The sequence below is a fragment of the Magnetococcales bacterium genome (assembly GCA_015231925.1).
Taxonomy (GTDB): Bacteria; Pseudomonadota; Magnetococcia; order Magnetococcales; family JADGAQ01; genus JADGAQ01.
In genome coordinates this window covers 1-25,465 of sequence record JADGAQ010000045.1, presented here as the reverse complement: position 1 = coordinate 25,465, position 25,465 = coordinate 1, and the positions used below count along the sequence as shown (strand labels likewise).

Annotated in this window: 19 protein-coding genes and 1 tRNA gene; 6 read left to right on the top strand and 14 right to left on the bottom strand. The window is 56.9% G+C overall.

What is annotated here, in order from left to right:
- The 5 genes from HQL56_07245 to lexA form a co-directional block, all read right to left on the bottom strand.
- Positions 1-439: hypothetical protein (locus HQL56_07245; protein MBF0309306.1), on the bottom strand; the 439-nt coding region annotated here is incomplete at its 3' end.
- A 146-nt stretch (positions 440-585) separates the two neighbouring features.
- Positions 586-1,227 carry a sigma-70 family RNA polymerase sigma factor gene (locus HQL56_07240; GenBank protein MBF0309305.1) on the bottom strand — a complete coding sequence of 214 codons (642 nt, stop codon included), beginning with the start codon at positions 1,225-1,227 and terminating at the stop codon, positions 586-588.
- Positions 1,228-1,521: 294 nt separating this feature from the next.
- Entirely contained in the window at positions 1,522-2,631 is a 1,110-nt protein-coding gene (locus HQL56_07235; GenBank protein MBF0309304.1) for a hypothetical protein, read from the bottom strand.
- Positions 2,543-3,796: a hypothetical protein gene (locus HQL56_07230; protein MBF0309303.1), complete on the bottom strand. Its 1,254-nt coding sequence runs from the start codon at positions 3,794-3,796 to the stop codon at positions 2,543-2,545. Before HQL56_07230 ends, HQL56_07235 begins: the two co-directional genes overlap by 89 nt.
- An 11-nt stretch (positions 3,797-3,807) precedes the next feature.
- Complete coding sequence (lexA, locus tag HQL56_07225) at positions 3,808-4,467, bottom strand: repressor LexA (GenBank protein ID MBF0309302.1); 660 nt, start codon at positions 4,465-4,467, stop codon at positions 3,808-3,810.
- Between the two features lie 118 nt (positions 4,468-4,585).
- On the opposite strand from lexA, the gene HQL56_07220 reads away from it, so the two are divergent.
- From HQL56_07220 to HQL56_07205, 4 genes are read left to right on the top strand one after another with little or no spacing between them, the layout of a single operon-like run.
- Complete coding sequence (locus HQL56_07220; GenBank protein ID MBF0309301.1) at positions 4,586-4,807, top strand: hypothetical protein; 222 nt, start codon at positions 4,586-4,588, stop codon at positions 4,805-4,807.
- Positions 4,804-5,250, top strand: a complete 447-nt coding sequence (locus HQL56_07215) for a DUF2924 domain-containing protein (protein ID MBF0309300.1) — start codon at positions 4,804-4,806, stop codon at positions 5,248-5,250. Before HQL56_07220 ends, HQL56_07215 begins: the two co-directional genes overlap by 4 nt.
- Positions 5,247-6,605, top strand: coding sequence for a recombinase family protein (locus HQL56_07210; GenBank protein MBF0309299.1), 1,359 nt, complete (start codon positions 5,247-5,249; stop codon positions 6,603-6,605). The genes HQL56_07215 and HQL56_07210 overlap by 4 nt, the downstream gene beginning before the upstream one ends.
- 53 nt (positions 6,606-6,658) lie before the next feature.
- Positions 6,659-7,048, top strand: coding sequence for a hypothetical protein (locus tag HQL56_07205; protein ID MBF0309298.1), 390 nt, complete (start codon positions 6,659-6,661; stop codon positions 7,046-7,048).
- 295 nt (positions 7,049-7,343) lie between these two features.
- On the opposite strand, the gene HQL56_07200 is transcribed toward HQL56_07205, so the two are convergent.
- Positions 7,344-7,433, bottom strand: a tRNA-Ser gene (locus HQL56_07200).
- Positions 7,434-7,836: 403 nt separating this feature from the next.
- On the opposite strand from HQL56_07200, the gene HQL56_07195 reads away from it, so the two are divergent.
- Complete coding sequence (locus HQL56_07195) at positions 7,837-8,169, top strand: helix-turn-helix transcriptional regulator (GenBank protein ID MBF0309297.1); 333 nt, start codon at positions 7,837-7,839, stop codon at positions 8,167-8,169.
- A 215-nt stretch (positions 8,170-8,384) separates the two neighbouring features.
- Positions 8,385-9,125, top strand: a complete 741-nt coding sequence (locus HQL56_07190; protein MBF0309296.1) for a hypothetical protein — start codon at positions 8,385-8,387, stop codon at positions 9,123-9,125.
- A 755-nt stretch (positions 9,126-9,880) separates the two neighbouring features.
- Here HQL56_07190 and HQL56_07185 read toward each other — a convergent pair.
- The 8 genes from HQL56_07185 to HQL56_07150 all read right to left on the bottom strand — a co-directional run bounded on the left by HQL56_07185 (position 9,881) and on the right by HQL56_07150 (position 25,283).
- Positions 9,881-13,330, bottom strand: a complete 3,450-nt coding sequence (locus HQL56_07185; GenBank protein ID MBF0309295.1) for a hypothetical protein — start codon at positions 13,328-13,330, stop codon at positions 9,881-9,883.
- 530 nt (positions 13,331-13,860) lie between these two features.
- Positions 13,861-15,405 (bottom strand): ATP-binding protein, encoded by a 1,545-nt coding sequence (locus HQL56_07180; GenBank protein ID MBF0309294.1) that lies wholly within the window; start codon positions 15,403-15,405, stop codon positions 13,861-13,863.
- Between the two features lie 11 nt (positions 15,406-15,416).
- Complete coding sequence (locus tag HQL56_07175) at positions 15,417-17,051, bottom strand: radical SAM protein (protein MBF0309293.1); 1,635 nt, start codon at positions 17,049-17,051, stop codon at positions 15,417-15,419.
- A gap of 114 nt (positions 17,052-17,165) precedes the next feature.
- A complete protein-coding gene (locus tag HQL56_07170) occupies positions 17,166-18,824 on the bottom strand; it encodes a hypothetical protein (GenBank protein MBF0309292.1) in 1,659 nt (552 codons plus the stop codon).
- A gap of 32 nt (positions 18,825-18,856) precedes the next feature.
- Positions 18,857-20,521: an ATP-binding protein gene (locus HQL56_07165; GenBank protein MBF0309291.1), complete on the bottom strand. Its 1,665-nt coding sequence runs from the start codon at positions 20,519-20,521 to the stop codon at positions 18,857-18,859.
- 14 nt (positions 20,522-20,535) lie between these two features.
- Entirely contained in the window at positions 20,536-21,615 is a 1,080-nt protein-coding gene (locus HQL56_07160; GenBank protein MBF0309290.1) for a hypothetical protein, read from the bottom strand.
- 167 nt (positions 21,616-21,782) lie between these two features.
- Positions 21,783-23,861, bottom strand: a complete 2,079-nt coding sequence (locus HQL56_07155) for a tetratricopeptide repeat protein (protein ID MBF0309289.1) — start codon at positions 23,859-23,861, stop codon at positions 21,783-21,785.
- Positions 23,862-24,251: 390 nt separating this feature from the next.
- Positions 24,252-25,283 carry a response regulator gene (locus tag HQL56_07150; GenBank protein ID MBF0309288.1) on the bottom strand — a complete coding sequence of 344 codons (1,032 nt, stop codon included), beginning with the start codon at positions 25,281-25,283 and terminating at the stop codon, positions 24,252-24,254.
- Positions 25,284-25,465 lie beyond the last annotated feature (182 nt).

Sequence of the window (25,465 nt, the reverse complement as noted above, 5' to 3'; positions counted from 1 at the left end):
TGCCCGGCTTGACGGTGCGGGCCGGTTCGAACACCCGGCGGATGTTGTCCGGCCAAGCGGTGAACTTCCGCTCTTCCACCTCGTAGCTGGTTTTCACATACTGCAAGGGGTCATCCCCGGCCTCCCGGATGGTCCGGACGATCCCGGCCAGCTTTTCCTGATCCCAGGAAGGCCGCTTGGGAACGTCCATGGCGATCTCTACCTCGCCGTCATGGAAGCGAATGATCCCGAACTCCTTCCCGTTCTCCCGGCGGATGGCAGCGGCTTGGTCGCCAAAGCGGCGGGCGAAGACGCCGTCCAAGAGGTCGTTGACCAGCTTGACACGGCCCATGGCCTCGGCGGCTTCCTGTTGCAGCCGGGCCAGTTCCCGCACCGGCAGGGCGGCGACCTCGCCCAGGGGCATCTGTCGCAATTGATCGATGGTGATGGTTTGTTTCATGGCGTGGTTCTCCCGTGTTTCGACTGTTCCCTGATGCCGCCCGCCTGTTGGTGAAAGAAGCCGGGGGTGGCGCCGCCCAGGGAGTTGCGGTGGGGGTATTTCCCGATGGGGTGTTGCATTCCCCCCAAGCCCCGGCTGGTTTCGTTTCACGCTGGAGCCGTTCTCCACGACTCCATACCCCTTACATACCGGCGGGATCCGGAATCTGTCGGACTTTTTTTGCGGGGCTGCATCTGACTGAATCTGCTTCTGATTTTCTCGATGGCCACGTAGAACGCATGACGCGGGATGCCCGCCGAGGCGGCGAGTTCGGAAACGGTCTGTTCCATCAGCCGTTCGGCGATAGCGCGCAGGGAGGGGGGGAGTCGGTCCACCAGGCGCGAGACATCCGTCCGCAGGTCGATGGACTCGTGCCAGGACAGGGCATGGACATTCCAGGGGGATTGACTGGTGGCTATGGTGTCGATCAACTCGACAGAATCCCCGTCTCCGTCCCACACCATGTCGTTGAGGGAGACGGTTCCAGCTTCGCCATCCGACCCATACCCGCTGCCATCGAGCATGGTGGCCGCATGGTTTTCGACCACCCTGGCGATGAACGTGGTGAGGCCCGCCTTCGAGGAATCGAAGCGGACAAGTCGCCGGTGCAGGTCGAGCATCAGTTCCTGCTCGAGATCCTCCACATCGACGGGACGAAAGGCCGGGGTTCTGGCCATCCGTCGGGCATGATGACGGACAGTGCCGACTGCATAGGGATGAATGCCGTGATAGTGATTGCGTGATTCCATGGAGGTCGCCTTGGTCCAGGAGGGGCGGGCATGAGCCCGATTGCCCTGGATTGGCGACATGTCATCGAAGAGGGGCGGCGAGACGTGGCTGGCGGGAGGACGATCACAAAAAGAAGTGTGATATCAGTTTGTTGTCGTCATCTCGACCATCGAAAAAAAATGCGGAAAATTTTCCTGTCAGGATGACATGTCATCCTGGCTCCGGTGACGGACTGTCCGATGGCGGGAGCGAACGCAAAAAAGCCGGGACAATGTCCGGCGATCAGGGGGGGGGAACAGGCGCAAAAAGCAGGATCAGCGGGATGGACGACGCATGCCGGGTGGGGCCTGGGCGGGTTTGTCGCTTTCCTGGAGGATCTCGAAGGCGGCGCTATAGACCTTCTCGTCTCTTTTCCAGGTGACAGACCGGCCAGCAATGCCAAAAAACCGTTCCAAGTCTTCATTCAACCGTTTGACTTGCTGCGGTACTTGCTTGGTGGCCTCCGAGGAACACCAGGAGATCTTGCCGTGATTCAGGGCGAAGGCGTGGAGAAGAGTCCACTGCACGGAAGGTTCCCGGTTCAGTTTGTTTTCCATCCCCATGGTGGAGAAGTTGACCGTTTCTGACACCCCCTTGCAGGTAAGGGTGGCCCGGTGGCCATCAAGGAAACAGATGCGCAGATCTCCCCAACGGGCGTCGGGAGGGGTGGGAAAACGCACCGTCGGTTCTCTGGGGGCTGCTTCCGGCAGGACCACGGCGCGGAAGGCGGTCATCACCTCCCTGGCAACGGGGGATGACGTCATCTGGCCCTGGTCATCGGCGATCAGCAGGTCGGACAGGGGATGGAAGCTGGCCTGCCGCTCCTGGAGCAGTTCCAACGCACGGGGGGAAATGGACCGAGGGGTTGGCGCAAGCAGAATGAATGGCACGGAGGTGATGCGGCACAGATGGACCACGGCCTCCAGCCGCTGGCGGTCGTCGAAGGCAAGGATCAGATAAACGGGGAACCGCTTCCCGGCAATGGGGTGGAAGTCACCGACCCGGAAGGTCTCCCGCACGCTGTCCACCGCCGCGAATTCCGGCTTGATGCCCAGGGCACTGGCCGCCCGAATCGCCAGCCCCTGCCGATGCAATTCGTAAACGACGATGTCACCCAACTGCAATGACACGTCATCGCAGTTGGGGCCATCCTCGTCGCTGCAAACCGCGATGAGTCCATCCCGCCCCTGATCGATGACCTGCCGGGGACAGCCCATTCCGCCTGGGCTGGGGCAGGGATAACTTGCCGCACGGCGGTCGGTGGGGCGCAAGAGCAGCATCCCGATTTCGTGGTCCTCACCCAGGAGCTGCTGCCACTCCACGGGAATCGCCGAAAGCCCCGGCACGGTTTCCAGCGCCGACCACAACCGGTTCAAAATCCGCATCGTCTTCCTCGTTCGTCATTGCCGCCGTCCGGATAAAACCCCGCCGCTTCATCCATTCCTCCAGGAGCAGACTGTCATCGTCCCGGGTGTACATGGCCTGGTTGGCTGGCTTGATGGTCACCGTGCGCGGGGACTTGGACGCCGTGAACTTCACATGGAACTTGGCCTGGAACAGTCGGGCTGTCCTGAGCAGGGCATATCCCCTTTTCTGGAATGCGGCGGACAGATCCTTGGCCCTCCTGATCTCCACCTCGCCATGCTCCCCACCCCAGTGGATGCCGACCTCCAGTAGTTTGATCCAATCCACCCCTTCGAGGTCGCTGCACACCAGTGAACCGGACAGGTCCGACCGCAACGGTTCCAGGCTGTACTTCTCCTCGCCGGGGAAATGGCCCTCGTTGCCGAACAGGTGTTTGCCGATCATGGCGAGATACATCTCCCGTTCAGCCTTGGACCCGGCCTTGACGCAGAGTTCGTCCCGGTCGCGGTCGTAGACCAGAACATCATGGGATTCAGGCCGGAAGTAGACGGCGGCTGACTCGCCGTCCCCCAGCACGGAGCCTTCCCGGCGGAAGGGCATGCCGTGCCGCACCACCAAATTTACCCGCCGTCCGTGATCGAAGAGAAACACCCGGCATCCCCTGCCGCGCTTCTTCTCGTCGAACCAGTCGTCCAGGTCAGTTTCCAGACCGCGCAGCGTGGCCTCGTCGGGCAGGGAAAAGAGTCCCTTCCACTCTGGATGCCCCTGAAAATAGAGAAACGAGCGGGCGCGGTTGATGAATACCTTGGCGTGTTGCCGTTCGATCAGTTCCCGGTTCTTGAGGAATACTTGAATGGCTATGTCCGCCGGGGTGGAGTCGGGGGCGAAGTCCAGGGAGAGACCATTCGTCCTGGCCGCTTCCAGCAACCGGTCCATGCCGTCCTGGTTAGCCATTTCATGAATGATGTAGAGGGATTCCAGCAGATCCCGGGGGGCGTCCTCGCCCAGGCTCATCAAGATGGAGGCCAACCGTTCGCAATCCACGCCGCCGCCGTTCGTGGGAAATATCATCCCACAGCTCTCCAGGAACTCCCTGTGGGGAGTCAAGAACATGGCCAACCGCCCGGGCTCGATGGCCTTCAAGGTGTCTGGTTGGGCAAAACGGCGCGGGTTGAACGTGGCCACGGTGATTCTCCTCATTCAATGGACGAAGGTAACATGCTGCGCACGGCCAGAACCTTTCCCAGAATCCTGAGATCATCCTCCTGGGCAACCCGAATGGGCCGATAGGCGGGATTGGCTGGCCTTAACTCGATTAATTCCTCGGAAATGAATAATCGCTTGACCGTGGCCTGATCACCCAGCAGGGCCGCGACGATGTCGCCGTTCTCCGCAATGGGTTGACGCCGGACGATCACCAGATCGCCCTCGCGGATGTTCGCCTCGATCATGCTGTCACCCTTCACCCGCAGGGCGAAACAAGCCCCACGGGCCACGCTGGCCTCCACCAGGATTTCCCCGATCCGGTTTTCCACCGCCAGAATTGGCATCCCCGCAGTTACCAGCCCCACAATGGGGACAGGAATCAGACCAGCAACTGGTGGATTATCCACCACCACTTCCAAGGATCGCGCTTTGCGGGGGACGCGACGCACCATCCCTTTCCGAATCATGGCAGCGATCTGCTCATGCACACTGGGGGGCTTGATACCCAGCATCTCTCCCAGTTCCGCCACGGTGGGGGCCATGGCGTGACCGGCAATGAACTCCTTGATGGCCGCCAGCATCCGTAGCTGGCCCGGTGTCGGGCCTTCCACGGGCAAAGGACCACGTTGTTTCTTTTCGACGCCTATCATCGGTTCCATCTCCGTATTGTTACCCTTATATTAATTAGGATTATATGCAGAGCCACCCCCTTTTACAAGGACGAAATTTTCTCCGACAGATTGCCGGACCTCCCGGTATGTAAGGGGTATGGAAGTTATCGCCATCTGCTTCGAGGTGCATCCCATGCTGCCAGCCCGGAACATTGACCAGTTGACTGCCGACCAGCGCCTTGACGAGGCCTCTGCCATTCTCGCCGCCGGAATAGTCCGGTATCTGGAAAAGCAAAAAACGGAGAAAATTCCGCTGGATAAGTCGCCCAAAACACGCCCTTATGTCCGCAAAACAACCCGAAACGGAGAACGGACATGACAAATAGCGTATTGCAGCAGGTGACAGCCCTCCAGAACATGGATGGCACCGAACTGCGAAAAATGTGGATCCAGTATTTTCAAAGCGACCCGCCATCGAACAACCGGGGGTACCTGGTGAAGCGTCTGGGCTACCGCCTCCAGGAGCTGGCCTTGGGGGGATTGACACCGGTCGTCGAGGAACGGCTCAAGGCGCTGGCGGCAGGGGAGGGGGATCCGAAAAAAGACACCGGAAGGAAGCAGGACTCGGATCGTCCGGTTGCCGGAACCCGCCTGATCCGGCAATGGAAAGGCATCGAACACTGCTGCACCGTTCTGGAAGACGGCTTTGAATACGAAGGACGGAAATTCAGAAGCCTTTCCGCCGTGGCCAATTTCATCACTGGAACCAAGTGGAATGGCTTGCTCTTTTGGGGGTTCCGTCGCCAGGGAAGCGAGAAATGACCAAACCGCCTGTAAAATCCAAGACACTTTGCGCCATCTACACCCGCAAATCCACCGACGAGGGGTTGGAACAGGACTTCAACAGCCTCGATGCCCAACGGGAAGCCTGCGAATCCTATATCGCCAGCCAGAAGGCCGAAGGCTGGCTGCCGGTGCCCGACCGTTACGACGATGGTGGCTTCTCCGGAGGAAACCTGGAACGTCCCGCCCTGAAACGGTTGCTCGCCGACATCGAAGCCAACCGGGTCAATGTGGTCGTGGTCTACAAGATCGACCGTCTCTCCCGCTCTCTGATGGACTTCTCCAGGCTTGTCGAGATCTTCGACCGCCACCAGGTCACCTTCGTCAGCGTCACACAGTCCTTCAATACAACAACATCCATGGGAAGATTAACCTTGAACGTTCTTCTCTCCTTTGCGCAATTTGAACGCGAACTTTCAGCCGAGCGGGTGCGGGACAAGATCGCTGCCTCCAAGCGCAAAGGAATGTGGATGGGAGGACATCCCCCGCTCGGCTATGACATTCACGAACGCAAGCTGAGGATCAACGCCGCCGAAGCCGAAACGGTGCGCTTCATCTTCCGCCGCTTTCTGGAGATCGGCTCAGCCACCCGGTTGGTCAAGGAACTGGCTGCAAAAGGTTACCACAGCAAGAAGTGGATCAGCACCACCGGCAAACACTACGACGGGCACCTTTTCAACAAAGGCAGCCTTTACAAGCTGCTGAACAACCGCGTCTACGTGGGAGAGGTCTTCTTTCAGGGAAATTCCTATCCCGGCGAACACGAGGCCATTATCGACGTATTCACCTGGGAGAAGGCCCAGGCCATCTTTGCCCGCAACGGCCAAGAAAGATCCGCTATCACCCGGCGGCAAACTCCGGCGGCCCTCAAAGGGTTGGTTCATTGCCACCATTGCCAGCGGGCCATGACACCCTCCCATACCCGCAAAGAAGGCCGACTTTATCGATACTACCTCTGCACCGGCGCGGCGAAAAACGGCCACGACTACTGCCCAATGCCCTCTGTTCCGGCTGGCGACGTGGAAGGTATGGTTCTTGACCATCTCCGGGCCATGATCCATGCGCCGGAAATGATGGTTCGCACCTGGCGGGCAGCCAACGAAAGCACCACCTTTTCCGAGAGGGAGGTGCTGGAGACGCTGCGCAGTCTCGACGGTGTTTGGGAACAACTCTTTCCCGCCGAACAAATGCGGCTCTCCCAACTTCTGGTGGCCAAGGTGGAAGTGGACGTGGATGGCATTACCCTCCACTTGCGCACGGAAGGCTTTTCAAGCCTGCTCCTGGAACTGCGGCAAGCAGCTACCGACGCCCAACCGACGAGGAAAAGCGCATGAACAATTTCACCAAAACCGGAAAGGTGCGTTACAGCCTGAGCCCGGACGGCAAAATCCTTCAGGTCTTCATTCCGGTGCGTTTTCAGAAACGCGGTGGGCGCAGGCAGATCATCGCCCCGGACGACGGCACCGGTCTTGTCCCCACCCGGACCAGTCGCGACGAGACGATGATTCAATGTCTGGCTCGGAGTTTCAAGTGGCGGAAGATGCTTGATTCAGGTCAAGCCTCGAACCTGACGGAGATTGCCTCTCGGGAGAAAGTCAATGTCAGCTACGTCTGCCGACTCTTTGACTTTTCCTTCCTCGCCCCGGACATTGTCGAGGCCATTCTGGATGGCAGACAACCGAAAGGCTTGACCATGAGGGAGATGCGGGACGAAATCCCGGTCTCCTGGGAGGAGCAGCGGCGCAAATTTGGCTTCCCGGAGCCGGTTTCAGTCTGAAAAGTTCGACAACGTTTCACTTGGAGGGCATCACCCGATGAAAATGTCCCCAAAAAAAAGCCAATGAAATCTGTGGTGGAGTTAACTCCACCCACTGGCCCTTGGTGGAGTTGAAATGGAGAAGAGGGGCGAACAGAGAGGGAAAAGGCCCGAATACAACCCGGAGCGGGTCAAGCCGAACGCTCCACCCGAAAATCAGGCTGGCGCTAACCATTGGAAATATTGGGGAATTTTGTAGGGTCCGGCGACGTGCTGGCGATACTCTTCATAAAGAAGAGTTGTTAGAAAAAATAACTGGCGGAGGAGCAGGGATTCGAACCCTGGATGGAGTTGCCCCCATAACGATTTTCGAGACCGTCCCGTTCAACCGCTCCGGCACTCCTCCCGCGTGCTGCAGACTGTAGGCCATTCCGCCCCGAATGGCAAGTTATTCCCCGCCAAGGCTTGGAGGTGTGCCAAGTTCCGGCGAAGGTCGGTTAACGCTCCCGTCACGGTTGTGTTCGCCTGGCTGGATCTGTCCACAAAAAGCGGTCTGTCTTCTTCAAGATGCCCATTTCAAACTATAAATTATAATCTAACGGCGCATATTATTGTAATGCGTCTCAGTCAATCAAAAAATAACTAATAGTCTTGTACCTCCGTCCCGTTATATTAAATAGATAATATATAATAAAAATGCAAACAAAAAAATATATAAGCTACGAATTTCGTAGTGTTGCTTAGAAATAAGATCCATTATGGTTCAAAGTGTGGCTAGATCGTGGTTGTGTTAGTCGAGGTCTTTCCTGATGAATACGGACAATTTGTTCGGGAGACGTTTGCGACAAGCTCGAAAGGCTGTCGGGATTTCCCAGAGGGCGCTTGGCATCAAAGCGGGGCTGGATGAGTTTGTCGCTTCTTCGCGAATCAATCGGTATGAGCAAGGCGTTCACAGGCTTTCAGATATTCTTCTTATTGAACGAATATCTGCCGTGTTGTGTGTTCCGATAAGCTTTTTCTTTGCGCGTGACGATGATGAAGCGGAAATTATGCGACGAATTCATCAACTTGATCCGTCGCTTCGGTATGGAGTTATAAAGTGCATTAATAATATACTTGAGAGTGGTGAAGCTGACGAATAGTAATGAGTTATAATGGGTAATTACATGACTATTGATTAAACAAGTATTCCGTTAAGTAGTTGCCTCCACGCTAGATCCGGTTCTTGGCGGGTGAAGCGTGGGCTTCCGAGGGGAGGCGCACTCTGCGACTGGAGAAAGCAATGTACAAAATGATCTCGCGATGTGATCATCGATCCATGATACGATTCATAAATAGTATTCATTGGCAGGAGAAGGTGGAGGTTGATACTGAGGATTTCCGGTGTCAATACAACAGGGCGACACTCTTTATAATGAATAATTGCAGAATATTTAGAAAATATTTCTCCGGCGGTTACCAGTTTCCGTCCAGAAAAAGTTGCACGGTTTTGGGTAAGTTTGATGGATATGTCGCTGCAGCCGTGCCGATTCTTCTGTTAAAGGCTGCCAGTGATACTGAAATCGGCGCAGATGATCGTTGTGTTGAAAGCATATTTCATGACTGCATGACCGAGGCGATTGTTAGTCAGTTGATATATAGAAAAATACATCCAGAAAGCCGGGCAACCTCTCTTGATCTCTTCATGCTGTCATTTATGATTAACTTTTCAAGTAAAATATTCGGGGGTACGGTTTTTGACGAAACGTGTGAAAAGATTCTCTTTGCAACCCAATTGTCCGATGATCTCCGGGGCGCACTTCAGTTGCTTGCCCGTCCACTGGCGGAAGAAAGCAGGGCGCAATGCAGCGAAGAAAGTTTCTTGCTTGCTGATGTTGTCTATCTTAGTAATGTAATATGTGTAGATATTTTTTCTCAGCAATCTATATTTAATGGGTATAAAATAAACAGTAAATCATTCCTTTTGTCAGATATTCAGGGGTTGTCCGAACATATAAGGAACGTGTTTTTCCCTTTAAGTAAGCGTTGTATGCAGTGTGTCATGAATTGCGGTATCTTTGAAGTAAGCCGCTACGCATTTAACCCGGCTAATTCATAAATTTCGTGGTGAAACCGGCCATGGCGCGTCAGGACAAGGCGCGACCCTGGTCCGCTTGCGGCCGTAATTTATGAATAATTGCGTTTCTGGTAACTATTCAGCATCCCGCGCAGCGCGATATGACCAAGTCAACGGCGAAAGAAAAAGTCCCAGGGGTACCCCCTGGGACCCCATGGGGTCGGAAGTCAACAGCAAACAGAAGAGTCCCAGGGCGCTGCCCTGGACCCGTTGGGGGGGATAATCCCCCCCAAACCCCCGTATACCTGAACAGATACCGTTTCTGTTTCATTTTTGCATTATTGCAGGGGGCTGGGGACCATCATGGTCCCCAGCAGGGGTTTGGGGCTGGATTCCCAAGGTATTGTCTTTGGCGTATTCTTGTTCTTTCATTCGCCTGGAGCGGGAGCCTTCCAGGGGAATGAAAGAACAAGAGAAAACCAAAAACAGAACCTTGGAGGCTCCGCCTCCACAATTCGGCAGGAAAGCCGAATTGGACGCCGCAAAGCGGCGCCCGAAGGGCGAGGCCGTGGATGGCCCGAGTCCAACCTCCGCCGGGGGCGATAATCGCCCCCGGCCCCCGGTATTAGGGCGTGTTGACATTTGCCAGATTTTGGTTCCTGGCAAGGCGCAAGACGGTGAGGAAGCGGAGTGTAGCTCGCCTACATGAGCATTCCGAACCGGATTGCAACGCGGCCAGGGACCAAAAGATGGTGAATGTCAACACGCCCTAATGAACGAATGAAACAGAAATGGAATTATTCCCTTCCCAGCACTGACGGTCCGATAACCGTCACATCGTCTTCCGCGTGCGCCTCGCTGGCCGGCACCCCGCCCAACGGGTAAAGATCCTCCCCATGGCGCACCACGATGCCGGTGCGCAGCCGGTTCACCAGGCGCACGGCACGATGCCCCTCCCGCTGCTCGATTTCGCAGCCGAAAAGCGGTGTCACGCCGCCCGTGCGGGCTGGGGCCACCACCACCCCATTGCCCTGCAGCACGAAGGGCTTCTCCACCCGGAACTGGCCTGTCAGATCGACCTTCAGTTCAATCTCGATGTCCGCGCCCTGACCCCGGGGAATCACCACCTGAAAGGCCCCGTGTCCCGGCGTCGGCAGGGAGACCCGATTTGAGCGCTTCTGCCGGATGCGATCCTCGATGCCCCGATGCGCCTGGTCACAATGCAGACAGACAAATTCCCCGTCACTGCTGGCTTTCACCGTGCGCCCCACCGTCACCGGCTGCTCGCCCAGTCGCCGTCCCTTGACCTTGCCGTTCTCCCGAATCGGGTTGCCGGCTTCATCCACGTAGATCAGACAGTAACTTCCTCCCGCAAAGGTGATTTGCACCCCGGAAAGATCCAACGGCAGTTCGTTGCGGTCCAGAATGTAACGCACCGGGCGGCTCTCTTCCTCTTCCGGGTCCAACGCCGCCGGCGGCACGAAGCCCACCGGACGCATGGCGCCGTCCGGACCGTCCGATGCGCTGAAGGTGGGGCGGGGAGGCGTGTCCGGCGTTACGGCTATCGGGGTCAGGGAGGCGGCTCGGGGAGGGGCCTGCCTGACCGGCGCCGCCGTCACACGCGGCACCACATCCTCCTCTTGGGCCCGCTCCACCCGTTCTTCGAGACTGACCTCCTTGTAGTATTGGGAGTCGTTCAGTGTCATCTGAAAACGCAGGGTGCCCGGTGTGACGTCGATCTTGATGGGCAAAACCACATTCTGCTTGTTGCCCATGCCCAGGGTCGAAAGGGAGCGCATGTGCTGCTTGAAGCGGAAATCCTGGCTCATGGTTCCGGCGTTCTGCCGCTCCACCATGATGCGGCGCAACTCCTTTTTCAAATTGATTGGCGGATCGGTGATGCTCTTGGGACGTGTGACCAGATCCAACAACTCGTCGCCCGCGCTCTCTCCGGGTTTGGCTATCAGGGAGAGCCGCCCGTTGCTGACCATCTCCACAAAATCCCGCTGATGGGTCTCCATGGGGCGTTTGGCCATCACACGGAGAAAATTGAGGATTTTGTCGATAAGAATGATGGTCAGAGCGTTGAGGACCGCCTTGTGGGCCTCCTGATTCTCTTTTCGGGTGGTATCCCCGGTGACGTGAAATTCGAAAAAGCGCGCCGAAAAATCGAGCATGGCGCGCCATACTTCCAGGGGCACCCCCTCGGGATTGGACTGCTCCACCGGCATGGCTTCGAAGGGGATTTCCGCCACCACCGCGCCGCGATGCGTTACCCGCACGAAGGCTTCGGGGCGGGTGACCACCGGATGCAGAATGCGAATCTCCGGCAAGACCTCCGGCAGCACCTGCAGGGGGGAGGCCATGGGCACGCTGTCGATGCCGCCGGAGAGGTTGCCTCCTGCGGCGTAAAGAGCCAGAACATAGGTCAAGAACATCTTGCTGGTGACGCTTGAGTCTTCGTCGGTGGCGATGCCGTCCTGATAGGCGGCCATCTTTTGCGAGAGGGGCGGGTGCAGCCTCTCCTTGAAGGCCATCGGGATGTAGTCGGCATAGGCGTCGAAGCGTTTGAGAATGCTCTCGATCTCCGTCTCCTTGACGGGTTGTTCCAATTCGGCGGCGCTCAAATGGTTGAACTGCACCCGTGAGGCCTTGCGCAGGCGTTTTTCGAGGGCGGCCAGCTGGGAGCGCACCACCAGGCGCACCAGCGCCCGGGGCAAGGTGGTCTGCACCATCTCGGTGGCCAGCTTTTCCAGCTCTTTCTCCACCAGGGACTGATCCACCGGCACGGCTTCTTCCCCCGAGCCGCTGCTCTGGGCCTCCGAGAGAATCTGCCGGAGCCGCAACACGAAGCGGTTGGAGGAGAGGTAGCGTTTGGCGTACTGGAAGAGGTCGGCCATCTCGTCGTTGTTGACCGAGGTGGGAATGACCCAGTTGCCCATGGGCAGGGCGGCCTGCATGTAGGGGCCCAGACGACCTCCGGCCAGGCCGGGGGACAGTTCCGTCACCGCCCGATCCACCGCCACCAGCGAGGCGGAGCGGATATCGGCGTTTTCCACCAGGGCCACGGTTTCCAGGGTGATGTTCTGAATCAGTTCCACCACCGGTTTCCCGAAGGTCATGGCCGTTTCGCCGGGGGCGCTGCCCGAATAGACCGTGGCCAGCACCTCCTGCACCGCCATCTCCAGTCCCAGGCGGGAGACGCCGTCCACGTTGTTCAGGCGCATGGCCTCCGAAACCTTGGCCAACACCTCGTTGCGCAACTGTTCGTTGAGGGTGGAGCGTTCCTTCTCCTGGCTGCCCGCCAGGGTGGCCTGCTGCAACTGACGCACCTTGCCCAGCCATTTGTGGCGGTGCGGATCCTCATCGGCGGGCAGCTTGGCTCCCTGGGCCAGCAGCATGACCGGTTCCCCGTCCCCCAGGGCCACGGTCAGACCCTCCTGGGTGAACAGCTCCTCCACGGTCAGTTTGCCGGCGGCATCCACCTCGATGCGCATCAGGATGGGATCGGAGATCTCCATGTTCCAGGCGCGGGCGTCGATGTTGCCCGGATCGTTCTTGACGATCTCCGTCAGGAAGCGCTGGTCGAAGATCACCAGCTTGCCACGTTCGAGGGTGAATGTGGATTTGCTTTTGTGGCCCGTTTCACCGGTCGGGCTTGACAGGAAGACGCCCCAGACGCCCGGCTGACCTTCCGCCGGGCGGATCACCATGTGCATGTTCTCTTTTTTGGGGTTGTTGGGGCAGATGATCACCGGATGCAGATCGGTGGCTTTGGTCAAGTCGAGGCTGGTGGTGCGAAAGGCGCGCTCTTCCGCCAGCTCCTTGCCGGGTTTGCGTTGCCGCACTTCCGCCGGGGGCTGGTTCTGCCGGGCTTCGCCCTTCAGGTTCTCCTCGATGCAGTGGTAGAAGATGACTCCCGAGGGGTGGACGTGAACCCCGATCAGGGATTTGTATTGCAGGCTGGTCACCGCCTTTTTGGTGCGGTCCCGGGGATTGATGGTCTCCTTGGCGTAGGGTTTGCCGCGAATCAGGGTTTCCAGATAGACGTGCCCGTTGGCTTCGAAGCGAACGTAACACGCCACGTCCTGGGAGGTGATCAACATCGGTGTTTCCAGTCGGGCCACCGCGCGATAGGCGTTGGCTTCAAGGGGAGGCGCCAGTGGAAAGGCTTTGGCGACTTCCAGGTAGTTTTCGCCTTCTTCCTTGGCTTTGCCGCCCAGCAGGTTGCCGAATAGGTTGCTCATGAAGACTCTCTCCCGTCCCGAAGGCTTTTACGCTCACGACTTACCCAGCGATGCAGCATAGACGATTCGAACGCAAACCGCCAATTTTCCTGGTAACTATTCAACATCCCCCCTTGCCACTATTTGCAAAAAGGGTTGGGGGAGTCTGAGGGGGAGCTCTGCTGCCCCCCTCAGGACTTTTTCTTTGACTTTCCCCCGCCCAGAAAAACGGGAGTCGAACCTCCGGGGGCTTTTTCCCGGAGATTCGACGACTTTGCGGGGATTTTATGGTCCCCGTGGCCACGAATCAGCTTCACCGATTCGTTGCCACGGGGGCTGGACGGTGGTTAGCCTAAGCGGGCAACCCGGTCCTGCCAAGGGCCGATCATACAGACGATCGACCCTTGGCAGGACCAACGGCGGGCCTGAAAGGATAGAAGATCAGAGGAAGAGTCCCAAGGCGCTGCCTGGACTTGTCGGGGGGGGGTAATCCCCTTCGAACCCCTGTATACCTGAGTAGATGCCCCAGTATTTGGGCGCGGCAGGGCTCGTTATGCTTCAGTTAAACTCCCCAAACGCGCAAGGATCTTATCAACGAGTCCTTTGGCGGCACTTCGGTTTGGAGAACACTCGTAGATCAAGCCAATCATTCTTTGGATCATGATCTTGTCGCTTTCCTGAAAGTTTGCCAGGACTTCGGAGGGAGCGTCTGATATCTCGGCGTGTTCCAATCTTTTCGATAGTTCTTCGATCATGCTTTCCATCTCGCGTTTGGCAGGATCTCCAATCGCGGGGGAAACAGATAGCCTTTTTATCTCCTGGAGTTCTGTTCGAATATTGTGCGCAAGCGATTCAGAATCGTCAGGGTGCAATCCCCCCTGTTCCATTGTTGATAGCTTTTCTTTGGTCCGCAATGAAGCAGAATAGAACGACTTTAGTCTATTTCTTTCTACTGAACGACTACGACACAAACGAGCAATGCGATCCCCAAAAGGGGTCAATTGGTGCTTGAGATTACTATAGGGAGCATTGAAGACGAAGTCATCTCTGCGGCCATTGGGGAGAATTTTTTCGTCCAGCACGTGTAACTCACCAACCGTCCAACCGGCAAAACGACTTTCGGGAAAAATTTCTGAAAAAATCCTCGCATCGCCAACCTGGATATTTCCCTTCCTGGCGCGCAATCCATGAATTCCGAGCGAGGGCGAAATTGCACCTTGATAGCCATGATGGAGAAGCCACAACAAACCGGAAATGTTGCCGCTGTCTCCTTCGATGGTGAAAACCTCCAAATTCGTGAATCGGTCTGGCTTTCCCTCAGCGAAGAAATATTGATTGCGGTATGGCCGGTATAGGGGTGTCTCGTCCCCATTTAAGTGGACATGGATCTCGCTCATATTTCCAACCTCGGCAAGTCTCTCACAAATTTCCATTCCGTAATTAAACTCTGGAGAGAAAGGTAGGGGGGCAACCTGAGAGAGATACGAGGCAATCGCTTCGCGATTTAGCAATAAGTCGCTTTTGATGCGGAGCGGTTTTAGCAGTTCAACTTCAAAAAAATGTGTTGGCCAATTTGTGCCATCCAATTCCTGGAGGGAAGTCACTCTGTGAATCAGATCGTACAAATTCCCATTAAATGAGTGGTCCGACAATAAGTTCTTGAAAGATTTGCAGTCCCATCTCAACTCCTGAACGGCGTCACTTCCCTCAGAGCGTGAACGGAATACAAGCTCCTGGCAATATCCCAAGCCCGCCAAACGGCCAACGCCGCGAAAGCCCCTCGCTTTGCTGCCTCTTTTGAGGCTGCTGCCGATTGAGGTTAGCCGATTTGCAAAATCACCCGCTGGTAAACCGAGGCCGTTGTCTCGGATACGTATTGATCGGGACTCCACGTTCAGAACAATATCAACACGACCGTGAACGCCTTCTTTGATGATGCCCTGAACCCGGGCATCATCAATGGAGTCAGCAGCATTCTGAATATATTCACGGAAAATCGTCAAAGGGTCGACGTACATTGCGGCACTGACAAGCTCCAACACGTCCTTCCCTACAACAATTTCTTGCGGCAAGATCAGATCAGTGTGTCTGGACATGGCGTTCTGCTTTAGGCGGCATAAATTCGGTGGTCAAGCATATTCCCGGCATCATCAAATCCTTCATTGATCCCGCTATCTTCGACAATCTCGTCAGCGGCCAATCCGAAATTGACTTCAGCGGTTCGTTTTTGTCGGTCCCAGATTGCCTGCTCTTCCTCCCTGGTTGGGGGAATGTAATAACGGAGGATGTCTCTGACAAGCGGGTCTTTCTCGGAAGAAAAATATCCAGCCAGTTCATTGCGATTTAATCGTGGCTTGTTCGGAAGATCAAAAAACACCTGAGACAAAATATCCAGAAGCTCTCTTTTCTGCGCGCTGGTAAGCTTATTGAAAACATTGGAATACGCAACGAATTCTGCTTGCCCACCCTCTTCCTGGTACCATTTTCGGTTGAAGATCATGTAATGAGGACGAATGATCAAATTCTCGAAGTCTTCGCAAGAGTGGCCAAAAGCCTCCCTGAAAAAATCCGGAGCTCCTGAAACGATGCCATGAGTAGCTTGAAGGATGACCTGAATCGATCGTAGCTGATATCGGGTCCATTGAGACCCCACATGAGACCGATCCGTCAGGTCCACTGGATGGTAGCGCATGGGAAAGGAAAATATCCGGATGCCCAGTTCCTCGTTCAACTTCACGTTCAACGCCATTCGGTCATAAAGGTCCCGAGGGTCGTCCTGGTAGTTATACAGCAAATAATTGGATAGAGCAGACAATCCGTTGGCTGCAGCCATGCGGATGGAGGTTTCGTAAGGTTTCCTGAGGCTTAAATGGTCGAATGCAATACGGAGGGGACTCACGCAAGTCCTGGCCAGTTGTTTCATCAGATGCTCATTCTTGGCCAATTCACGGGCATCGACGCCTTGGTTGAAATCAATCCTGCGTTTGGTTGTTTGGCCATTTCGGGTAATCGTTGCCCCCCGAGCAAAGCCAAGATCAACAATTTCGGCAATGATCTCGTTGAAGCGGGGAGATGCCGTAATATTGTTATCCATGAAGATGAGATCTTTTTTTGTGCCGTAGCGCAGCTCGATTTCATGGACAGTCTGGGAGATCGACGGCGTTTCCCGCAGGCCGCCTTCGAGCTTGGGAACACCGCAGAACTCACAGTTGCGAATGCACCCACGGGAAGCGTAGAGGAAGTAGGCGTCGTGAACGGGATATCGATAGCAAAGATTGTCAAGGATGCTGTAGTCTGGAACGAGCGATTCAATCGGTGTGCCGAGGGTATCTTCCGAGTAGAGTTCTTCCTCGAATTGGTCCAATTGCAGAGAAACTGCTGGGGCCTGGTCGAGCAGACCAGAGATAAACCGGACGCCTCTCCAGCGGGGTTCCTGAATAAAGCGCTCATTCATCAATGATGCGGCGATTCCACCAACAAAAACCCTGTTGGCTTGACCTCGCGCCAGATCAAGTGCGTAATCTATAGCTCGGGAGGTGCGGTGCCACTCGAAGGAGAAGAGCGTTGTGACGTAAATTCTGTCCCAGGGAACTCCCTGCGCCGACCTGTCCTCCCCCTTGACAAAGACAACCCTGTCTTTTTTGCCATTTGGTCCGTGGTACTGGGCAAGTTTCATCAACCCGAGTGGGGGGTATTTGTTGCGGTAACTGGGTTCGATGAGCAATATATTTTTGTTGGCCATGGCTTTCAGGGCGATAATCCAGACCTTCAGGAGCTCGTCTACCGGCTTATTTCACAGTATAGCGCGTTTTGAAGAGAGCCGGGACGACAAAGTAACCTTCCGGAGGGCACTTCATCAAGGGGTCTGGTTTCTGGCAAGTGATTTGATCTTCGGGCTGCCGCCACGGCGCTCCCTGAGTTTCGATTTGATGGCAGTCAGCAGTTCCTTGTAGTGACTCTCTTCCAATGCCTCTTGGGCGGTCTCTAGAATCATAAGTAAAAGTCTCTTCTCCGGCTCATTTAGGCCGTCAAGCATGTCGGATATAATAAACTTACCTTGCTCTAGATTCGACTTTTTCCTATCTAGGCCACCAAGAATGGGGTCGAATTTTTCCCCTTCGTCAGTACCTTTGCTTTTAATGGCTTTCTCTCTGTCTCGTGCGATTCTTTCAGATGTCCTGTCAAGGATTTCGAGTACCTCTTTTTTCTTTTTTGGAGATGCCACGCCCGATTCCAGCAAAAGATTGGCGGATTCATGAACTGGCGCTGCTCTCTGTTGTGCCTTCAACGTACTATTGTTTCTTTCATCCGAGGCAGTGCGGCACATTTTGCTCAGGGTGTGAGCATGGCTAACCAAGTCTTCCCGGATAGCAGTCCATGCTTCAGTTTCTTCAAATCCATCCCTTCGCCCGTTTGGAATGACGTCCGGGTGAAGAATATGGATTTCTCCTATGAACCAGTGGTTGAATCGGTTTGAACTCGCTGATACCTTGCGGAAAATCTCTGACATCAATTCGGCACCACCAAAGCCAATTCCCTGTTTGCGAATGCGTATTCCAGAAGAATGCGGAGCGGAGATCTGGCCAGGCAGGTTGGACAGGCCCACCCATCCCCAATACTGGAGGTCTGGTCTGGTGGGAGTTAAGAAGTCGATATCACGGATTTCAACATTTTCAGACTTTTCCCCTTTTGCGGTCGGGTAAGAGTTTTTGTAGGGGCGAAAGATCTCACTACTCTGCTGTCCATCGCGGATGAGAATGATCTGCACTACCGGGATTTCGATGCCCTTTTTGTCAGATTCCTCTTTGATTTTGGGCTTGAGGGGCATTATTTGCCTGTCAATATCGACTGGAGCATTCTGTCCGAGATAGTTCATCAACTCCTCATTGTTGAGAAGATGGTTGCCAACAGCCTGTCCTATTCCCTGCATCTGGACCTCAAAGAAATGGTCGTTCTTGTTGGCCCGGTTGGTTTCCTTGGTCGTACATGCGTCCAGAATGGCAACGGCTTCTGTTTCCGGACTTTTTACGGAATTCCGGATACCCTTCCGCAGAGCGACGCAGTCAAAGCGCACGAGGGTTTCCACATTGTCGCCAGCAGCAGATGTGCGGAATACCAATGTGTCGCAGTAGGCAATGCCCGCCAGGCGACCGATTCCGCGAAATCCAACGGTGCGATTGTTCTCCCGGCTGGTTGACTTTTCGGACATGCCCACGTCAACCAACCGTTGATGGGCCGTATCCGAAGGAAGCCCGATGCCCTCATCCCGGATGGTTAGGGAGCGACGTCGGGTATCGATGCTGATTGTGACGCGCCCTGGATGTTTTTGAGGAAACAATCCCCGGTCCCTGGCAGCAACGATGGCGTCGCGTGCATTGGCGACGTATTCCCGCACGGTATCCAAAGGGTTTGTGTACATGCCTGTGGTCAGGGTATCGAGTACGTTCGCTCCGATGCGAGCCCCAACTGAGCCTCGTGTCGGGCCGGAGGCAGGTTCGTCCACGGTCTTCGCCATTATTTCCCTACCTGTTCACGTGCATCAGATTATTATTTCGGTTGAGAGTAGGCGGGAACCGGAAACCGCGCCTTGATGGTCGACGCCGAAAAGGCCGCGTGTTGCAGGAGGAGCGTTCCTTTCGGCAAACGGGTCAAGGTTGCTTTTTGTGCCGCCGTCAAAAAGCGGTAATCACCGGTACTCGTCACTTCCACGCTGTTGGTGCGGCCCATGATGTTGGTCGAGCAGTTACCCAGAACTCGCGGATGGACCCCGGAGCGAAACTGCTCCGCACCGAAAAGAACCACCCCCAGAGAGCGTCCCCGTTCGGTGATTTCCAGTATGGTCTGGGTCAGAGCACGGTCGTTACCTTCGCGTTTTGGGGCATATTTGTTGAGTTCGTCCGCGAAGATGACCACCCGGCCCATGTCGCCGCTGACATCGCATTCCTCGCAGTCACCCATCTTGGCCGAATGGATCATGCGGATAACATCCCCAAAGACCAAACTTTGCAGGTAGTCCGGGAGGGGCTGGATATCCACGACGACTACGTGTCCCGGTTTGATGTACTTGACGATTTCGCCAGCAGGTTTCATCCGCCGCACCTTCGGGTCGGTCGTCAGGCGTTCCTGGAAGATGTCGTTTTTCCTGCGTTGCTGAAGAAAACGATAGAAACGCCGCCAAGAAACTACGGGGATCTCCTGTCCCTTGGTCCTGTTCGGACGTTCCTGGGCACTTCTGGTCCTCTCTTCTACATCTTCGAGCAATGCAGACCACGAATCTGGACTTGTCTCCTTCATCCGTTCAGCGCATTGTTCCATGGTGGATTGTGGGTCATCGATGTCAGCGAACAGGAGTTCAAGCTTGTTCTTGCCGCTATCGACATCATAGTAATAATTATGAACAATGCCCCGTCTGATCTGCTCTTCCAGAGTCTCCTGGGATACGGTGGATTGGGTACAGAAGCGGTCCTTGTTTTGGGAGTAGGGGTGGAAATAGGTCACATTGGAGAACGGACGGGGCTCCAGGCCGCATTTGCGCCATTCCATCTGTTCATGTTCGCTCATGTCGTCATTGGCTTGGTCGATGCTCAGCAGGTCACCCCCTTTGACGTTGAAGATGACCAGAGAAACATCCTTCGTGCGCATCTGCTGCAGGGCGCTCATTAGGAACATGGCGTAGGAGGTCTTGGTGGCAAGGCCGGAAATGCCGGAAATGTTGACATGGGCTCCCTCCGGCCCCACCACGAAATCCCCTTCGAAGTGGATGGGGATTTCTATATCGTTGGACATGGAGAAGTAGCCAGCAGGCAGGGGTTGTTTGATTCCCCGCAACCCCAGTGCCTCGGTAACCCCCTCCTGGTCCGCCCACATTACTGCCGACCCATCCCGAACGGGCATTTCGATGTTTTCGGTGTTGTAAAGCACTTCGGCTGTGGCCACTGTGGTGCCCAGACGAATATTGCGGGGCTCTGTGTTGACATCTCCAAAATCACTGGAGACCACCCCGCTAAGATAGCCAATAGCGTCTGTAAGGTGTTCCAATTCCTGCACGGTGGCATAGGTGAAACTCTGACCCGACCCTTTGGAGAGATGAGGAATCTTCACTACGTCGAATGGACGCAGCAGGGTGGTGTCGGAAACCCAAAAGCGCAATTCGGTCGTCGTGGTGGGTTTGTTTTCGGTGGCGATGACCCGCCCGATAATGTCATTACTCATGCTGCATCCCTCCTTTAAAACAGGCCCCGAAACGCCACAGGGGACATGAACTGGCTTTTCATGTATTTTTCGGTCAGGAACATGGGGTACAGATGGGTGGCCCAGCGTTCGTCTGCGCCAAAAGGTGTCACGTTGCGTTCGGCGAAGACCTGCTGGGAGATGTTATTGATGCGGCCGCTGTCGAAGCCGTTTTCTCGGTCTGCTTCTTCCAGGGCGAACAATTCCAACTTGACCACCCCTCCCAGAGAACCTTGAACCCTTTCCCTGGGGCGCAGCCGTAAAAACCAACTCCCCAGGGTGGACCGGCCAGAGGTTCGTTTATAGACGATGGTCCTCTGGCCGCGGTCCAAATGTTCGACTACCGTGCCCACACTGTTTTTTCTTCTTTTCCCCACGACGAAGTCCGGCTTGAATCGTTTGGCGATGCCGATGACGTTTCGGAAATCGCCAATATCAAATTTTTGACTGATAAAGTTCAGTGAACCGTCCAGAACCAACATGGCGTCATTGAGAGCTCCCGCTTGAGCCAAGTCACTGGCTGCCTTGACCTCCATGTCGTGCATCCGCTTCATGACGACGGCAGCGGCCAAGTCCAGTGGATTGGCTTTATCCTTAAAGTTGTAGCGGATCACCTCGAAGCTTCCCCAGGGCAGATTGGCCAGTTCAGCTCGGATGGTCTCCACATCGCCATCCCCAATAAGGCGAGGCAGAACCAGGGCATTGATCAATTGCGAAGCATTGGGAACCGGTTTCATGCCTGTCCCGCCATATTTGCCGCGGTTTCGTTCGCAGACGGCCACACCGACCTGGGCGGCGATGAGGGGGAAGTGGCGACCATTATGCTCCATGTCAGCCACGCGGTAGATTTTTCGGGAACCATCTATGAAAAAGCGGAACAAGGGGTCGCCGATAGGGGCTGACAAGGAGCCGATGTCGCAATACGTTTTCTTGGGCTGCGGAGCCTCGAAGGGAATGTCCTCTGGAGGCTCGTTTTCATCCCATTCCGAGCTGCTGGCACCGTCCAGGTCCAGCATATCGAAGCGGTTACATTTTAAGTGAATGCGGTCACGCAGAAGGTCGATGATCCGGTTCATGCCGCCTCAGGACGGGTGCAGGATTATGGTATTAAGAAACCTCCGCTTCTCGCAAATCTTCTCGGAGGGTAACACCCCGTCGTCATCCGTGTCAATATTGTAAGAGTTTCATGATTTGCTATCAGGCGATGTTCTCTTCGAGTATTACCGTCGGTAACTTGTCACCATCACGCCGACCTCCGGGGAGACCGATCGGAACGATTATATCCCCGCCCGAAGAGACGCCGCCACCAGGGGAGCGGTTCTTCCTCGCCGGGGGCTTCCGGCGCGGCGACGGGGGTCAGCCCGGCGGAGACCACGAAGAGTTCCGCCGCCACCGCTTCGATGACCTCCTTCCATCCCGCCTCCCGGCCTCGGCGAAACAGACGCATGCCCGGATACCACGGCGAGTCGCCCCGCTCCTCCAGCCAGCGCCAGTCGCAGCCGATGCCCGGCAGCATCACCCAGGTCTTGACCCCCAAGGCTCCGGCGAGATGAACCGCAGCGGTATCCACGCCGATCACCAGATCGAGCTGGCGGATGACCGCAGCCAGATCGGCCAGATCCCCGAGTTCCGGCCCCAGCGCCAGAAAGCGTTGCCCCATCGTCTCCTCCTGCCCCGCGCCTTTCTGCAGCCCCACGAAGAGGATCTCCTCCCCCGCCCGCCACAGGGGGGAGAGCTGTTCCAGGCGGCGCAGGGAGCGGTTGGCGTCGTTGGCGTGGTTGGGATTGCCCTTCCAGACCAGACCCACCCGCAACCGGCTTTCGGGCAGTCTCGCCCGCCAGCGGGCCAGACGCTCGGCATCGACTTCCAGGTAGGGTGTGGCGGCGGGCAGATGGTCCGCATCGACCCCCAGCCTTCCCGGCAGGCTCATCATCCAGACCCAATAGTCCGCCGGGGGGATCGGCCCCGTGGCGATGTCGAAACAGGTCTCCACACCGGAGAGGCGTTGCAGCAATGGCAGGGTTTCCGCCTGACAACCCCAGAGAACGCGAGCGCCCCGCTTCTTGAGTTCGGCGGCGAAGCGGGCGCACTGCACCGCGTCGCCGATACCCTGTTCCGGCCAGACCAGGAGGCGTTTGCCGTCAAGGGGTTCCCCGCGCCAGGGGGGGCAGGGCAGGGGGGGATCGGCGACGCCGTGGGCGGCGTGACGCCGTTCGTAGAGACTCCACCCCTCCTGGAAACGTCCCTGGCGCAGTAAGAGCTGGGCCAGGTTCAGGGCCGTCACCGCGCGTTGCGGCTCCTGTTGCAGAATCTGCCGCCACAGCTCTTCGGCTTCCGGATTCAGCCCCTGATCCTCCAGCACCGAGGCCAGGTTGTGTTTCACTTCCGGACTCTCGGGCTGCAACGCCACGGCCTCCCGCAACACCTCCTCGGCCTCCCGCAGGCGACCGCGCTGTTGCAGCACCAGTCCGAGACTGTTGCAGGCCGGGGCGTGGTCGGCCCGGAGCTGGAGACAGCGGCGCAGCGCCTGTTCCGCCTCCTCCATCCGACCCTGCTCCCGCAGCACCGCGCCCCGGTTGTTCCAGGCCTCCGCCCAATCGGGGGAGAGGGTTGTCAGTCGCTGCAAAAGGGCTTCCGCTTCCGCAAGACGTTGCAGTCGTTGCAGCAGCCCGGCCAGATTCAACAGCACATCGGGCGTTTCGCCGTTGCTGCGCAACAGGTGGCGATAACACTCTTCCGCCTCCTGAAAACGGCCCAGGGTCACCAGCAGATTGCCCAGATTGAAGCGCGCCTCCGGCTGATCGGAACGTGCGGCCAGGGAGCGGCGGAACGAGGCTTCCGCCTCGTCGAAACGCTGCTGCTTCTGCAGCAGATTGCCCAGGTTGGAGAGGGCCTCGGCGTAGTTCTCCCGCAGGCGCAATGCCTGACGAAAAGCCTCTTCGGCCTCGGGGATCCTTTCCAGCTCCTTGAGCAGGTTGCCCAGGTTGTTCCAGCCCTCCGCCAGATCGGGACGCAGCTCCAGGGCCTGACGGAAGGCCTTTTCCGCCTCCGCATGCCGGCCCAGCTTGCGCAGCACGATGCCCGCGTTGGAGTGGAACGCGGCGTTGGGGCGCACCGCGATGGCCTGTTCGATATGGGCGATGCCTTCGGCGGAACGCCCCTGCTGGTGCAGGGCCAGTCCCAGCAGGTGCAGGGCGTCCGGGTGCATGGGTTGCAGGGAAAGGATGGTGCGGTAGGAGCGTTCCGCCTCATGAACCCGCCCGGCCTGGTGGGCGCGAATGGCTGTGTTCAGGTCCGGATCGGATTCGGGTGATTGCGTCATGGCGACTCGATCTTTACGGGGTTTTTACTTTCAATATTTCATCTTTTAAGTATCAAAAAAAGGAAATGTTCTGTCTTTTGACTTTGAATTGGTATCTATTCAGATATACGGGGGTTCGGGGGGGATTATCCCCCCCGACGGGTCCAGGGCAGCGCCCTGGGACTCTTCCGTTTGCTGTTGACGTTCAACCCCATGGGGTCCAGGGGGCACCCCTGGGACTTTTCCTTTCGCCGTTGACACGATCATGCTGCACCGTGCAGGGGTCTGAATAGTTGCTTGAATTGTATTATTAAACTATATGCCGAAATATAGTTACAACATAAAAAGAAAAGACAGTCAAAACATTTTCTTTTTTTATTATTTAAAAGATTGAAATATTGAAAGTCAAATTCACCGGGGAACCTGTTTCACCAGCCAGTTGCCGATCCCTTCCGGCGGCAGGGAGAGGTCCACCGCGCCCAGCCGCACCGCCTCTGCGGGCATGCCGTAGACGGCGCAGCTTTCGGCATCCTGGGCCAGGGTGACGACGCCCGCGTCGTGCAGGCGTTTCATCTCCAAGGCGCCGTCCCGGCCCATGCCGGTCAGCAGCACCGCCACCATGCGCTCTCCGTATTCCGGGAGCAGGGAGGCGAAGAGGGGGGCCACTGCGGGACGCAGACCGTCGACAGGGGCTCCCAGGGTGAGGTGAAACCGCTTGTCCCGAATCTCCAGATGATGCCCGTCCGGGGCGAAGTAGACAAAACCGGGCAGGATGCGCTCCCCCTCTTCCGGCACCCGGCAGACCAGACGGCAATGGCGGGTCAGAAAGGCCACCAGCCCTTCCAGAAACCCCGTATGGATATGTTGCACCACCACCACCGGCCAGGGAAAATCCTCCGGCAAGACCTCCAGCAGACGTTTCAGGGCCGCGGGGCCGCCGGTGGAGACGCCGATGCCGACCACGCCCCGAGCCTCCCGGCTCTCGGTGCAACCCGCCCAGACTTTGCCGGGCAGGGGCGACGGACGCGCCACTCCCGCCATGACGCGCACCCCTCGGGCAAAAGCGGCCTCCCGGCGGGGCAGATCCGGTCGGATGGGACTGTCGGGCAGAGTCAGCAGGCCGACCGCGCCCGCCATGGCCGCCCGCACCGCCGCCGACCCCCCTTCGGACTGAAACATCACCACCGGAAAAGGGCGTCGGTGGATCAGCCGTCGGGTGACCTCGAAACCGTCGAGGCCCGCCATGTCGGTGCCCACCAGCACCACATGACAGCGCGGACGGGTCATCCGGCTCAGCAGTTCCGCGCCTTCACCGCAGTCCGAGACCACCGTCAGTCCGTGTTGTTGCAGAATCTCCCGCACCCGGTGTCGCAACGGGTCCGGCTTGGCCCCCAGCAGCACCTTGATGGGAATCGTCGTTCGCACGGTTTCGTCCGGCGCCATGATGCCACTCCTTCGGGGGGGAAGCGAATGCCTCGGCCCGAAAAATCATAGCCTTTTCCTCGCCTTTGCACCACACCATTCTCCGCTCCGCCAAAGGGGGCCGCCACCTCCTTTCGGGTCGTAACACGGATTCGGAGTGGATTTCATCCCCCGAAGAGGTTATCCTGCATCGAGCGATAACC